This window comes from Rhizobium phaseoli (genome assembly GCF_001664385.1).
GTDB lineage: Bacteria > Pseudomonadota > Alphaproteobacteria > Rhizobiales > Rhizobiaceae > Rhizobium > Rhizobium phaseoli.
In genome coordinates, this window is sequence record NZ_CP013534.1 from 320,760 (window position 1) to 334,450 (window position 13,691).

Consider the following 13,691-nt stretch of genomic DNA (forward strand, 5'->3'; position numbering starts at 1 on the left):
TCATATGTTCAGGATTTCGATGCCATGGCGCTGGCAGGCGGCCATCACAGCCTCGATTTCTTCGTTCGAGGGCGGGCCGGCGGGCGGAACCTCCGTTTGGCCGAGGTCGCGGAAAAATCGGCTCATGGGATTTTCGACGATCGACAGCATCTGTGCAGGTAGAGTGCCGGTATTGACGTAATTGTGCGGCTGGTAGGAGCGTAGTGTGAGAACGTCGCCTGCATGTGCCACAATCTGGGTAGGCGGTGCCGCATCAAAGAGCGTGAAGGTGATTTCGCCGCTCACAACACGGAATATCTCTACCGATTGATGTTTATGCGGCGGCGTTCCGGAACCGGGAGGCACTGTCACCTCAAGGACGCTCAAGCCCATTTCGGGAACTTCACCCATAAACTGCACCTTGTCGCGGATAACCCACAGGGCTTCCGCGCTTTCTTGTGTCTTGTATGCCATGCCCATGTCACTCTCCATTTGAATAGGTTTAACTCGATCACTTATTCGATCACGGGAGGTCGGGCTTTGCGGCTTTCAAAATGACCTGCATTGCCCATGACGCCGCCTCTCCGGCCTCCTGACCGGTTAAGCCGGCGTAGTCTTTGAGGATTTCCCATGCCCCTGCGCTGTACAGGAGGTGGAAAAGAGCCTCGGCCCTCTTCCCGTTTTCTGAAGCCGGTTCCATATCGGCGGCGCCAAAGCACTCCTTGAATGCCTTCCGGCGTGCCGCAATCGTACGCATACGCATGGCGTATCCCGCCGGAGTGTGAATGCTTGCGCGTATGACGCCCTGGTTTTTGTCGAACTGCTGAAACGTATCGATCGGCGCGTGAACGAGTTCGTCGAGCGTTGATGGCAAAGTCTGCGCGTTCATGCCTTCATTGATGAAAATCCAGAATGCGTCGAACAAGGCTTCCTTCGTTGCGAAATGCCGGAAAACCGTCCGCCTCTCGACGCCTGCGGATTTGGCAACGTCATCCATCGAGATGTCGCCGAATGGATTGACGTTCAGGAGGTCGAGGGTTGCGCGCAGAATCCTCTCGCGCGTCTCGAGCGCCTGCTGCTCTCTCAGCGGAGAGGAATATTTTCGTGTATCAGCCGATCCTGACATTATGTCTCTCTTAGTGTATTGATGTCATCATAAGTGACATCATTCTGGATGCAGGTCAATGCCTTTCTGGCGGACTCATGAGGCGGCGCTTGCTAAAGCGGCTTTCCCGCGACCGATATCGTTGAAAGTGAAGGATTATCGCCACGGCATCAGAGTGGCGCCCAAGGTCCGAGCCCCGGCCACAAACCAATGGGAAGATTATTGTCCCATGGAAAAGCTCTAATCCTCGGGCCACGAAGGCATCCGCAGCGCGGCGCGTCTCGCAATATCAGCGACCGCATTCCTGCCGAAAGCCAGCAATTCACCAATGCGCTCTTCGGCGATCAGGGCAGTTTCGCCCTCAACCAGTATCGGTTCCTACCAGACGAGACCGCGGGCCGCGATATCCTCGACGCGGGTCACCACGCCGCCCCGATGAAACACCATCGTGTCGAAAAGGTTGGAGACCACGCAGGTGTGGTTCGGAATGATGAAGAGTTTTTCGCCGATCTGCGGCCGCGGGCCGGTGCAGTTTGAGAGATCGATCACCCCATGTTCTTCCGAGAGGCTGGTGATGCGCGCCTGGGGATAGCCGACGATCAGGCCGTAATCGCTGAAGCCCTGGAGGTCCGAGGTCAGCGCCTTCGAGCCGGCGTCGATGACGGCGCGGTCGGCGGTCGGGCGGGAGACGACGGTGGCGAGCACGTGCATGGCGCAATCGTCCTCGCTGCAATGGCCCATGCGCACCATCTGGCGGTCGTTGTAGATATAGGTGCCGGCGCGGTGTTCGGTGGCCGAGGGGACGAGATGCGCCTCGAACAGGCTCGGCGTTCCGCCATTGCTGACGATCGGGCAGGTTATGCCGTCCGCTTGCAGGCGGTCCAGCGTCTCGGCGATAAAGGCCTCGACGGCGGTGGCCGCTTGCGGTTTGGGATAGGTGACGATGCCGCCGAAGGTGAGGCCGTCGGCCGCGGCTATGCGCCTGGCGAGCGAGGCCGCCTCATCAGGCGTCTGCACGCCGCAGCGGCCGCCGCCGGTGTCGCATTCGACCAGCACGGTCAGCGGCTTGTGGCCGGAGAAATGCGCGGCGAGGCCATCGACCGTCTGTTCGCTGTCGGCGACGACCTTGAGATCGGAAATGCGTTCGTTCAGCCTGGCGAGGCGCTCGAGCTTCTGCTGCCCCAGGATGTTGAAGGTGATGAGGATGTCGTTGAAGCCGGCTTCGGCGAAGACTTCCGCTTCCGTCACCTTCTGGCAGTTGATGCCCTTGGCGCCGGCGGCGACCTGTGCGACGGCGAGCGCCGGGATCTTGTGCGTCTTGATATGCGGGCGGAAGTTCAGCCCGTGTTCGTCCATATAGGATTGGACGCGGGCGATGTTGGCAGCCAGCCGGTCTTCGTCGATGACCGGGCGCGGCGTCGAGAGATCGGCGATCCTGTCGCCTGCCTTGGCGACGACGGCAAAGCTGCGATCAGGCATTCAGGCGGCTCCGCGTTCTCTTCCATGTGGATCGGCGACGATCGGCCATATCGTCTTCGGCGCCCGCCGGTACGGCGTCGTCGCCGGATTATTGGGATAGGGCGTTCCGGCGGAGCAGTAAAGGATTTCCGCGGCGATCTTCGAAAAGGAGGCGAAGAAATGATTGGTGGATTTGATCACCAGGATCTTCTGCTGCGTGGGATCGATGCCCATCACCGAAAAGAGGCTGGGGTCGAAGCTCTGGGCGCGCGTCGAATTGAGGATGATGTCGATGCCGTCGAGCACGATATGGGCGGCGTCGCCGAAAGGCGCCAAGCTCTCGCCGAACTGCATCTCGGCGTTCCTCACCAGCCTGACGACCTTGACGGTGCCGTCGATCGGATTGCCGGTGCCGGGCGCCGATTTGGCGCCGAAGCGCAGCGGAATATCCGCCCCCTCGCCTGCCGCAAAACAGATCTGCACCGCCATCGGATCCCAGATGGTGCCAACCGCGGCACTGGTGACGCCGCGGGCCATCAGCTCGGCGAGGATGACGGTCGCGTCACCCGCCGTGCCGCCGCCCGGATTGTCCCAGACATCGGCAATGACGACGGGCCATGCAGTGGCGGCCATGGCGCGCGAGACCGCTTGCCTCTCGTCGATCTGCGGCACCATGAAGGTGCCGCGCTTGGAAAACAGTTCGAGGCCGAGGTCGCGCGCCAGGGCGGCGCCCTTCTCCGGCCGGTTGTCGGTGACGACGAGCAGCTTCGTTCCCATTTCGGGAACGTCGCCGACCATGAAACCATGGATCACCGAGATCGACAGGATTTCGGGGTCATCCTTCTCGATCCGCATGATCTTGTCGACGAAGGAGCGCATCGGGTCGCGTGAGGTCGGGAAGACGTCGATCATCCGGCAGTCGAACACCGACATCAGGGGCTTGACCCGGCCTTCGAGCGTATCGACGGCGATGCGCCAGAGATCCTCGGCGCGGTCGACGAAATCGGTATGCGGAAATTCCTTGAAATAGACGGCGAAATCGAGCGCGGTGACACGTTTGGCGGTGAGATGGCTGTGCGGATCGAGTTCGGCGCAGATGAGGACATCGGGGCCGATGATCTCGCGCATGCGGGAGAGAAGATCGCCTTCCGTGTCTTCATAGCCGGCTGCCACCATGGCGCCGTGCAGGCCCATGACGACGGCATCGACAGGCATGGCTGCCTTGAGCTGGCCAAGGATTTCGTCGCGCAGCTCCTCATAGGTCGTCCGGTTGACGAGGCCGGCCGGGTCGGCCCAGGTGGCGGTGCCTTCGATCAGTTCCCAGCCCTTTTCTCTGGCGACGCGCCGGCCAACGGTGATCGGCGCGGTGCAGAGCGTCGGTGTATCAGGGTGCTGGCCGGGCGGCGCATAGAGCGAGGCTTCGAATGCGCGACGATCGACGCAGATCGGGGAGAAGGTGTTGGTCTCGGTCGCCAGTGCTGCCGTGAATATGCGCAAGAAAGTGGCCTTCGTGTTGCAGGCCCCGCTTCACCCCATCGGGTTCGGCAGGTAGCCGGTGAAACCTGAGATCTTCCAGCGTCCCTGGTGCAGCCGGCAATAATAGAGCGTCTGCCATTGCAGGACATCGCGGGTGCCGTCGGCCTTGGTGATGCCGCCGTCGAATTTCTTGCGGACCAGTGCCGTCTCGCCTTCGATCTCGATATCTTCGAGCGTCGTCGTGGTGAAGATCGCCGTGCGCGGATCTTCCGCGAAGCTCTGCCCGGCGAAATCTCTCGCCTGCCGCAGCCATTCCTCGCGATAGGCCGCGAGCGAGGGAAAGGCGAGCCGCCACTTGTCGGGGTTCACCTCCTTGCGGCCGTCGATGCCGATGAAGCCCTCTTCGACGAAATCATCCTCCACCATCGACCAGTCCGCGGCGAGAAAAGCGTCGATATCGCGCGAAACGAGCATTTCCCAGATCGCCTGCCGGGCGCCGTCGGACGGGAAAGGGTTCTGAAAAGGATCGCGCATGTCTGCCCCGGATTGAAATTCTTTTCATAAATCGCGTTTTTCACTGGTCAAATTCTGCTTTCTATGGTCATTTGTCAACGGATCAAGAAAATAATTTGCAAGGACTTCAGCATGCCCATCAAGCGCTATGGCACGGTTCAAACGGGCGCCGGCGGCAAGACGCTGCCATTCGCGCGTGCGGTCGAAGCCGATGGCTGGCTCTATGTTTCCGGCCAGGTTGCGATGGAAGACGGCGAAATCATCGACGGCAATATCATCGCCCAGACCCACAAGACGATTGCCAATGTGCTGGAGATTCTTAAGGAGGCCGGCTACGGCGTCGAGCATGTCGTGCGCGTCGGCGTCTGGCTCGACGATCCGCGCGACTTCTGGACCTTCAACAAGATCTATCAGGAGTATTTCGGCGAGCATCCGCCCGCACGCGCCTGTGTGCAATCGTCGATGATGGTCGATTGCAAGGTTGAGATCGACTGCGTGGCCTATAAGAAGAAGGACGCATAGGAAAAATCGGTGGGAGTCGGTTTGGATATCTTTTCGACATTGCAGGAAGATAAGAGCCGGCTTTCTCCTTCGGAGAACCGCATCGCGGAGATCATCGTCAATGATTTCGAGTTCGCGGTGAATGCCTCGATCATCGAGCTCGCCGAACGCGCCGAGGTTTCGCCGCCGACCGTCACCCGCTTCTGCCGGCGGCTCGGCTGCGAGAGTTTTTCCGATTTCAAGGTGCAGCTCGCCCGCACCGCCCATATCGGCGTGCGCTACCTGAAGCCGGAATCGAAAAGCACCGAACCGGCCGATGTCGCCCAGGATATCATCACCAAGGCGCAGAACGCGCTGTTTCTGCTGCACCGCTCGCTCGATCTTGCGGCGATCGAAGCGGCCGTTGCCCATATCGCCAAGGCCGAGATGATCTATGCCTTCGGCTCGGGCGGCAATTCGTCGATGATCGCCGACGAGCTGCAGAACCGCCTCTTCCGTCTCGGGCTTCGCATCACCGCCAGTTCCGATCACAGCATGCAGCTGATGATGGCGGCGGCGGCTCGGCCGGGTGACGTGCTGATCGGCTCGTCCTTCTCCGGGCGCAATATGGAGCTGGTGCGCGCCTTCGAGCTTGCCCGCCAGAACAAGGTGAAGACGATCGCGCTGACCCAGACGGACAGCCCGGTTGCCAAGGCGGCCGAAATTGTCGTGCCGATCGACCTTCCGGAAGGCAACAATATCTACCGTCCGACCTCGACGCGCATCGCCTATATCGCGACGGTCGATATTCTCTCGAGCCTGGTCGCCTATGCCGTTCAGCCGAAGGCGACGACCACGCTCCGGCGCATCAAGCAGCAGCTCGTCATCCACCGCGATGGCGACGACCGGCAATTGCTTGGAGACTGAAATCCATGAGCGGGAGTCTGGGAAAATGACCCAATCGGCAGCCATCGTCACGGGTGCGGCGGGCGATATCGGTGCTGCGATCGCCGCGCGTCTTGCCGAAGATCACGACGTCGTGCTGCTCGCCGATATCGATGCCGCGGCCGCGGCCGCCGTCGCTTCCAGGCTCGGGCCGGCCAGCCGTTTCGTCGCCATCGGCTGCGATGTGACCAGCGAGACGAGCATCTCAGAAGTGGCAAAACGCGCCGCCGATGCCGGGCTGGTGCGAACCCTGGTCAACAATGCCGGCGCGGCGCGGGCGACCAGCCTGCATGATACGACGCCGGAGATCTGGCGGGCCGACAATGCGCTCAATCTCGAAGCCGCTTTCCTATGCTTCCGCGCCTTCGAACCGATGCTGAAGGCGTCCAAAGGGTCTGTCGTCAATATCGCCTCGGTCAACGGCATGAACGTTTTCGGGCATCCGGCCTACAGCGCCGCCAAGGCCGGCCTTCTGCATTTCACCCGGCTGGTGGCGGTGGAATACGGCAAGTTCGGCATCCGCTCGAATGCCGTCGCCCCTGGCACGGTGAAGACGCAGGCCTGGGAGGCGCGCGCCGCCGCCAATCCTAATGTCTTCGAGGAGGCGCGCCGCTGGTATCCGCTGCAGCGTGTCGTCGATCCCAAGGATGTCGCCAATGCCGTGGGCTTCCTGGCCGGCCCGCTCGCCGCCGCCATATCAGGGGTCTGCCTGCCGGTCGATTGCGGGCTGACGGCAGGCCAGGCCGAACTGGCGCGAACCTTCTCCCAATCAGAGCATTATTGATCAGCCGCTGCGATCTTCGAGCGCACAGACAGCATGACAGACCTTCAGGACTGCCCGCCGCGGCCGCGCCCGCGAATCTTCCCATTCGATTGATGATCCGATGAGCCGCTTCTTTCCCGATGTCTTCCGCAATCCGGCGATCCGCGCCAGCATGATCGCCATTTTCACCTTCGGCATGGCGGGGGCGATGACCGCGCCCTATCGCTCAATCGTCGGCATTCGCGAACTGGGCCTGAGCGACGGGCTCTATTCCTTCCTCGCCTTTGCCTCGGCGGCGGTCAATGTGGTGATCAGCGTCCTGCTCGGCAATCTTGCCGACCGGCTCGGCGAATACCGTTCGGCGATGATCGGCGCCTGTCTGTTCGGCATCGTCGGCTACGGCATCGTCTATGCCTTTCCGAGCCCGGCGACCTTCATCGTCAGTGCGCTGCTGCCGCTGCCGATCTACGGGGCGCTGAACTCGCTGCTGTTTGCCAATGCGCGCGCGGCAATGCACGGCATGAGCCGCAGCGACATGGTGACGGCCAACTCCGGCGTGCGCGCGATGATCTCGCTCTCCTGGGTGCTGATCCCCGGCATAACGGGTCTTGTCCTCTCCGGCGCGTCGAGCATGCTACCGGCCTATCTCTTCGCCAGCCTCTCCTGTGTGCTGTGCCAGGGCATCATCCTCTTTGCTCTTCCGAAGCGCGCCGGAGCGATGATGGCGGAGGTTCGCCGTCTCACCTATTTCGAAGCGCTCCGCCAGGTGGTGTCGCCGCGGGTTTCGGCGCATATCGCAGGCGTCGCCCTGATCACCAGCACGCTGCATCTGAATGATGCGCTTCTGCCGTTGATCGCCACGGGCGCGGCGCATGGCCGGCTCAGCGATGTCGGCATTCTCGTCGGCATCGTCGCAGCGCTGGAGATCATCTTCATCATCGTCTGGTCGCGGATCGCCCGGCAGACCGGCCAGATGACGGCGCTGGCCGCCGGCACCATCATCTATGCGCTGTTTCTCGGCCTGCTCGGCTTTGCCTCCGCTCCATGGCATCTCTATGCGCTGACCCTGCTTGCCGGCATCGGTGCTGCGGCGATCATCAGCATTCCGATCACCTACCTGCAGGATCTCATTGGCGACCGGCCAGGGCTCGGCAGCGCGCTGATCTCCGTCAATGTCTTTGCGAGTGCGGGCATCGGTGCGCTGGTCTTCGCCGCCGGCACCTGGGCGATCGGTTATTCCGGAACCGCCATTCTGAGTGCCCTCACCGGTCTCTCGGGGATCACCCTCCTCGGCCTGCTGCAACGACGCAATGCCGTTGCGCCTGCCGACGCCGAGGTTCAATAGGCGGCACGAAGAATGTGGCTTTCATCGCCACCTGTCTTGTGACAAGGGTGGTGAGGCTTATCCTTTGAAGGCGACATGAAGGCGATCTCCGGCACGAATCTCGAGCAGGCCAAGTCTCACAATCGACGCGTGGTGATCGAGTTGATCCGCACGCACGGTTCCCTGTCGCGGGCGGCGATCGCCCGAATGACGGCGCTGACGCCGCAGACGGTGTCGAATATCGTCGAGGAACTGGAGAGGTCGCATCTGCTCGTCGCCGCCGAGGCGCAGAAGCTGGCGCGCGGCCAGCCGATCATCCCCTATTCCATCAATCCCGCCGGCGCCTATTCGATCGGTCTCGAGCTCGGCCGCCAGCGGGCGAGCGGCGTGCTGACCGATCTCTCCGGCGCCGTCTGCGCGCGCATCGAGCGCCAGGTCGAACACCCCGATCCGCAGCGGGCCATGCCGGTCCTCCAGTCGATCGTCGAGCATCTCAGACAGGCCTTCGCCTTCGATCAGCAGCGGCTGCTCGGCGTCGGCATCGCCCTGCCCGGCCGTTATGCCGAGGGCGGCACCACCTCTCTCAGCCCCCAGAGCCTGCCCGGCTGGCAGGGATTCCCCGTCGGCCACGAGCTGGAACAGCGGCTCAATGCGCCGGTGCTGGTCGAGAACGATGCGACGGCGGCGGCGATCGGCGAGCGCCTGCACGGTGTTGCCCGCGGCCTCGCCAGCTTCGTCTATCTGTTTCTGGCCGGCGGCGGCGGCATCGGCGCCGGCATGTTCCTCGATGGCCATCTCTACAAGGGCAGCCGCAACAATGCCGGCGAGATCGGCCATATCATCGTCGAGCCGCATGGCAGGCTCTGCAGCTGCGGCAAACGCGGCTGCCTCGATCGTTATGTCTCGCCGTCGGTCGCCTACGAATTCATGGGCATCGCCGATGCAGGGGAGCTTTCGCCCGACGCGCTCGACGCGCTGATCGAAAGGGGCAGCGAAGGTCTGGATGCCTGGCTCGACCAGGCCGTCCAGCCGTTGCGGCAGACCGTCGATTTCCTCGAACTCGCCTTCGATCCTCAGGCCATCGTGCTCGGCGGCAGCCTGCCGACCTCGCTGATGCGCCGGCTTGCCGCACGGCTCGAGCCGCTGCACGATCCGATCGACCCCGGCCGACAGCGGACGGTGCCGCGCGTGATGATCGGCATGACCGGCAAGGATACCGCCATCCTCGGCGCCGCGGCCCTGCCGATCTTCTCCGAAACCAATCCGCGCTTCGACGTGCTGCAGAAGCCGGTCGGCTAAAAAGCTTGGCCGATATTTTGACGATTTCCCGTTAGCTTAGAGAGTAGGTCAACGGCCACGGGACATGCCCCTCACCCTAACCCTCTCCCCGTTATGACGGGGAGAGGGGACGTGCCCTGCGAGACGTTGGCGAGGGACGGAGGGGTTGCGGCATCTTCCCTTCTCCCCGCGGGCGGGGGTCCGAAGGACGGGTCGAGACCCGTGGCTCGACCCCGGTCGGTGGCGGCAGCCGGATGAGGGGCAGCCCTCTTGAGAGGGCGCGCAAAGATGACCACGTTCCCGAGCAGCGTCAGCGCCAGGCCGATGAGACCGAGACCGCTCCAGTGATAGCCCTCGAAGACCGTCGACAGCGACAGGGCGACGATCGGGAACAGCACGGTGGCGTAGGCCGCGCGTGAGGAGCCGATGCGCGACACCAGCATCAGATAGGTGGTGAAACCGATCACCGATCCGATGGCGGAGAGATAGAGCAGCGCGGCAAGATAGGTGATGCCGGGTGGTGCCACGATCGGCGTCCGCGTCACGGCAATCAGCACGAGGAGGATGATCGCGCCATAGGTCATGCCCCAGGCATTGGCGGTCAGCGGCGAGATGCCGGCCGCGCTGTTGCGGCGCGACGCCATGTTGCCGAGCGAGAAGAACAGCGTGCCGAGCGCTGCAAGCCCGATCCCTTTCAACGTGCCCATATCGAAATCGACGACCACCTCCTCTCCGAACAGCAGGAGAAGACCGGTTGCGCCGAGCGCCGCTGCGATGAGCGTGCGGCCGGTAATGCGGTCGCCGAAGAAGAGGCGCGCATTGACGGCATTGTAGATCGTTGCGAGCGAGAAGATCACCGAGATCAGCCCTGACGGAATCGAGCCGGCGGCATTGTAGAAACAGATGAAATTGAGGCTGAACAGGCAGAGCGCTTGCGCCAGGATGAAGGGTTGATCGCGCAAGGCAGGAAGCTTGAGCCGGCGCATGACAGCCAGGATGGCGACGAAGATCAGCGCTGCGAGCGCAAATCGGTAAAAGACCGAGACCAGCACCGGCACGGGACCGACCTGCATCGCGATGGCGATCCAGGTCGTCCCCCATATCAGGACGGTCGCGATGAAAAGAACGGCATTTGCCATGGAGGTATCCTCGTTTTCTCCACGAATAGGCAAACCGTGAGCGGGTCTCTTGCAGATTCTTGCTATGAAATCGATGTGCCCGGACTTCCCTCTCGCCATCTCAGCGGTCGCCCCGTATTATTCTAAGCGCGTGGCCAGCTGTGAGAAAGAATGAGTGAACGATAGCCGCCTCTCGGTTTTCAGGTTTTTGTCCGCCTCTCCCACTGCGCGGATGTCACAGTCGATCGATCTCGGTTTCGGGCGATCGGCTGCCATCTGGAGCAATGCGCATGACAGGATGAGCTATCAGCGGCCGGACGGTCATACGTTCAGTCTTTATCTGAGCGGCGGCGCCGGAACGCGGCGGCTGGATGGCGGCCCCGACGCGCGCGGCCGTCCTGGTGTGCTGTGCATCATGCCGCAGGGGTACTCGTCCGAATGGGAAATCACCGACTTCTTCGAATTCGTCCATCTGTATGTTCCCGACGATCAGATGCGGCGGATGTTTGCCGAGACCTTTGACCGCGATGCGCGACTCATGGCTCTTCCCGAAGTGACCTTCGACGATGCACCGGTCCTGGCTCACAGGCTTCGGCAGATGACGGAAGCGATGTTGGCGGGAGGTCATCTGCTCGCCGAAGAAGCGATGACGCAGGCGATCCACGATCTCTTCGTCGATCCGCGTTATGGAGGCATGCGTGCCTGTACGATCAGCGGCGGGCTCGCGCCGCATGTGCGGCGCCGAACCCTGGATTATATCGAGGCCCATCTTGGCGAGACGATCCGCCTGCAGGATCTGGCTGATATCGGCCAGCTTAGCGCCTTTCATTTTCAGCGGATGTTCCGGGCAAGCTTTGGTGTGTCGCCGCATGGCTGGGTGGCGCACCGTCGCGTTGAGCGCGCCAAATCGATGCTGTCAGGCGCGGAGCCGATCGCGCAGATCGCGTCGGCCTGCGGCTTCAGCAGCCAGAGCCACATGACGCGGGCCTTCAAGCTGGGCACAGGTCTCACGCCCTCTGCCTACCGGCAGCGACAGTGACGCCGGTGCTAAAGCGTGTCGCGATCTTTCAGATTCGCTTGTCACGTTTTAGGTTTTGCTTTTACGCATGTCTTTATCGCAAAACCGCAGCACACTTTTGCGAGACATGCCTTACGACTCCTGCAGCCCATAAAGCAGCGGCATCAACCCTGCGAGCGCCTTGAAGCGGTCCCATGACTTGGCGGGTGGCTTCGTCCAGCCGGTTTCGGCAAGCCCGGAGATGCGCGGAAAAACCAGGCGGTCGAAGACGGCGCGGTCCGTCATCGGTTCTGACCAGATGCAGGCCTGGATGCCGAGCAGCTTCTGCTTCTGGGCGGCCGTCCAACCGCCGACCGGATCGAACTTATAGAGCTTCTCCGCATCGGAATTCCCCGCCCAGCTGGCGCCCGGTTCGTCCCAATCGGGCCTCAGCGCCATGTCGAGGTAGTAGACCTGGCCGGGGCAGACGACCATTTGATAGCCGCGTTCGGCGAGCTCGGCCGAGACCTCGACATTGCGCCAGCTGCAGAGATAGCTCTTCTCCTTGTCGATGACATCGCCGTGCGCCGCCTCTTCCCAGCCGCCGGTGATGCAGCCCTTGCTTGCCAGGAAACGCTGGACGCGCTCCAGGAACGCCGCCTGCAGGATCGCTGCGCCCGAGCCGTGGATATCGTCGGCGCCGTGCGTGTTGGTGACGACGTTCAGCCGCTTGGCATGGGCATCGGCAACCGCGTCGCCGGCGACATCCCGCAGGCGCGCGAGTGCTGCCGGCGAGCCGGACCATGCGCCGAGCGGCACCTCGTCGGCGCCGAGATGGATGACCTTGAAGGGAAAGAGCTCGATCAGTTCGGAAAGGATCGTCTCGACGATCTCGTAGGTCTGCTCGCGGGCCGGATTGATGCAATTGTCGGGAAAGCCCTGGACCGAGTAGTAGCTGCCCTTCTCGGCCGGATCGCGCAGCTCCGGTATCGCCTGCTGCATGGCGTAGCAATGGCCGGGCATGTCGATCTCCGGCACGATTTCGACGCCGAAGCTCTTCGCATGGGCGACGATCTCGCGGATCACGGATTTGGTGTAGTAGCCGCCAGTCCGGGCCGGGCTAGACCCGAGCAGCGGCGGCACGGCAAGGCCGTGGCCGCGCCAGGCGCCGATCTCGGTCAGGGCGGGATAGGCGTCGATCTCGACGCGCCAGGCTTCGTCGTCGGAAAGGTGCCAGTGGAAGCGGTTGAGCTTGTTCCAGGCGAGCACCGCCAGCAGCTTCTTGACCTCGGCGGCGCCATAGAACTGGCGGGCGACATCGAGATGCAGGCCGCGCCAGCCCATTGCCGGCTCGTCGACGATCTCGCCGGATGCGGGAAACTGGAAGACGCCGGGATGCAGCCTGGCGCCGCGCCAGATCTGGCCGAGTGTGACGAGGCCATAGAGAAAGCCGGTGCGGCTGCTCGCCTCGACCGTCAGGGTCTCCTCGTCGAAGCTCAGCCGATAGGCTTCGGGGCCGAAGCCGGCGGCATCCTTCAGGATGACCGGCACTGCGCCTTCCGCCTCGCTGCGCACAATGCCTTCGACGGCGAAGAGATGGTCGACCAGCGCCGCGAAGCCTTTCGCCGCCGCCTCCCCTTCGCTGCTCTGCGCCCGCGGCGCAAAACCGGCCGGGAGCGGCCGGCGCGAGGAGACCGTGACATGGTTCGGCCAGGGGATGACCGAGATCTGGACGGGCGCGTTGGCGGGAACCGGATAGATCTCGGCGCCGCGTTTCAGCGTCGCGTTGCTGACCGAAGAGCGCGTCGGCTCGACGCCGAGCACGATAGTGCCGCCGTCGGCAAGCGCGAGATAGGCGCTCGTCGCCCCGTCCGTCCAGTGGCGGAACTGCCAGCTCAGCGCATAGACGGAGACCGTCCAGGTCTCGCCGGCGCCGAGAACGAAACCGGCCGGCGGCTGGAATTCGGTGAAATTGGAAAGCCGCTTTGAGACCGTCGCGCCTTCGACGCGCCCGGCCGGATCGACGCGGCCCGGGCCGCTGACGCAGAGGGAAAAATTCGAAAGCGGTTCGCTGCCGAGGTTCTTGAGGCGCAGGACATAGGAGAATTCCTTGCCGTCGGCCGGCGGGTTCCAAAGGGTTTCAAGCCGCAGGGCGTTCGGTCGCGGTGTCGACATCATCACTCTTCCTTCAGGGAAAACCAGGCTTCGAGGATCGGAATGCGATTTGAAGTCAATCAAATTGATTTAATATTGAT

General features: G+C 62.8%; 13 protein-coding genes. 6 read left to right on the forward strand and 7 right to left on the reverse strand.

From position 1 onward, the window contains the following. The 5 genes from AMC88_RS24875 to AMC88_RS24895 form a co-directional block, all read right to left on the reverse strand. Positions 1-459 (reverse strand): cupin domain-containing protein, encoded by a 459-nt coding sequence (locus tag AMC88_RS24875; RefSeq protein ID WP_064826245.1) that lies wholly within the window; start codon positions 457-459, stop codon positions 1-3. A gap of 43 nt (positions 460-502) precedes the next feature. Further along, positions 503-1,105, reverse strand: a complete 603-nt coding sequence (locus tag AMC88_RS24880) for a TetR/AcrR family transcriptional regulator (protein ID WP_064826246.1) — start codon at positions 1,103-1,105, stop codon at positions 503-505. A 357-nt stretch (positions 1,106-1,462) separates the two neighbouring features. Beyond that, entirely contained in the window at positions 1,463-2,563 is a 1,101-nt protein-coding gene (locus tag AMC88_RS24885; RefSeq protein WP_064826247.1) for a D-TA family PLP-dependent enzyme, read from the reverse strand. Next, a complete protein-coding gene (locus tag AMC88_RS24890) occupies positions 2,564-4,039 on the reverse strand; it encodes a M81 family metallopeptidase (RefSeq protein ID WP_064826248.1) in 1,476 nt (491 codons plus the stop codon). Positions 4,040-4,069: 30 nt separating this feature from the next. Beyond that, entirely contained in the window at positions 4,070-4,552 is a 483-nt protein-coding gene (locus AMC88_RS24895; protein ID WP_012490675.1) for a hypothetical protein, read from the reverse strand. A 111-nt stretch (positions 4,553-4,663) separates the two neighbouring features. Between AMC88_RS24895 and AMC88_RS24900 the strand changes: the two genes are divergently transcribed. The 5 genes from AMC88_RS24900 to AMC88_RS24920 all read left to right on the forward strand — a co-directional run bounded on the left by AMC88_RS24900 (position 4,664) and on the right by AMC88_RS24920 (position 9,342). Further along, on the forward strand, positions 4,664-5,053 hold the full coding sequence (locus AMC88_RS24900) for a RidA family protein (RefSeq protein ID WP_012490676.1): 390 nt from the start codon (positions 4,664-4,666) through the stop codon (positions 5,051-5,053). A gap of 21 nt (positions 5,054-5,074) precedes the next feature. Further along, on the forward strand, positions 5,075-5,938 hold the full coding sequence (locus tag AMC88_RS24905; RefSeq protein ID WP_042119901.1) for a MurR/RpiR family transcriptional regulator: 864 nt from the start codon (positions 5,075-5,077) through the stop codon (positions 5,936-5,938). Positions 5,939-5,963: 25 nt separating this feature from the next. Next, on the forward strand, positions 5,964-6,740 hold the full coding sequence (locus tag AMC88_RS24910; RefSeq protein ID WP_064826249.1) for an SDR family oxidoreductase: 777 nt from the start codon (positions 5,964-5,966) through the stop codon (positions 6,738-6,740). Between the two features lie 100 nt (positions 6,741-6,840). Continuing rightward, positions 6,841-8,064, forward strand: a complete 1,224-nt coding sequence (locus AMC88_RS24915) for an MFS transporter (RefSeq protein WP_064826250.1) — start codon at positions 6,841-6,843, stop codon at positions 8,062-8,064. A gap of 75 nt (positions 8,065-8,139) precedes the next feature. Next, the gene (locus AMC88_RS24920; RefSeq protein WP_064826251.1) at positions 8,140-9,342 is read left to right on the forward strand and encodes an ROK family transcriptional regulator; all 1,203 of its coding nucleotides are present in this window, start codon (positions 8,140-8,142) and stop codon (positions 9,340-9,342) included. Positions 9,343-9,413: 71 nt separating this feature from the next. Here the strand turns inward: AMC88_RS24920 and AMC88_RS24925 are convergent, their stop codons facing one another. Further along, positions 9,414-10,460, reverse strand: a complete 1,047-nt coding sequence (locus tag AMC88_RS24925; RefSeq protein ID WP_064826252.1) for a DMT family transporter — start codon at positions 10,458-10,460, stop codon at positions 9,414-9,416. A gap of 277 nt (positions 10,461-10,737) precedes the next feature. Between AMC88_RS24925 and AMC88_RS24930 the strand changes: the two genes are divergently transcribed. Next, the gene (locus AMC88_RS24930; RefSeq protein WP_064826307.1) at positions 10,738-11,478 is read left to right on the forward strand and encodes a helix-turn-helix domain-containing protein; all 741 of its coding nucleotides are present in this window, start codon (positions 10,738-10,740) and stop codon (positions 11,476-11,478) included. A 111-nt stretch (positions 11,479-11,589) separates the two neighbouring features. On the opposite strand, the gene AMC88_RS24935 is transcribed toward AMC88_RS24930, so the two are convergent. After that, positions 11,590-13,611 (reverse strand): beta-N-acetylhexosaminidase, encoded by a 2,022-nt coding sequence (locus AMC88_RS24935; protein ID WP_064826308.1) that lies wholly within the window; start codon positions 13,609-13,611, stop codon positions 11,590-11,592. Positions 13,612-13,691 lie beyond the last annotated feature (80 nt).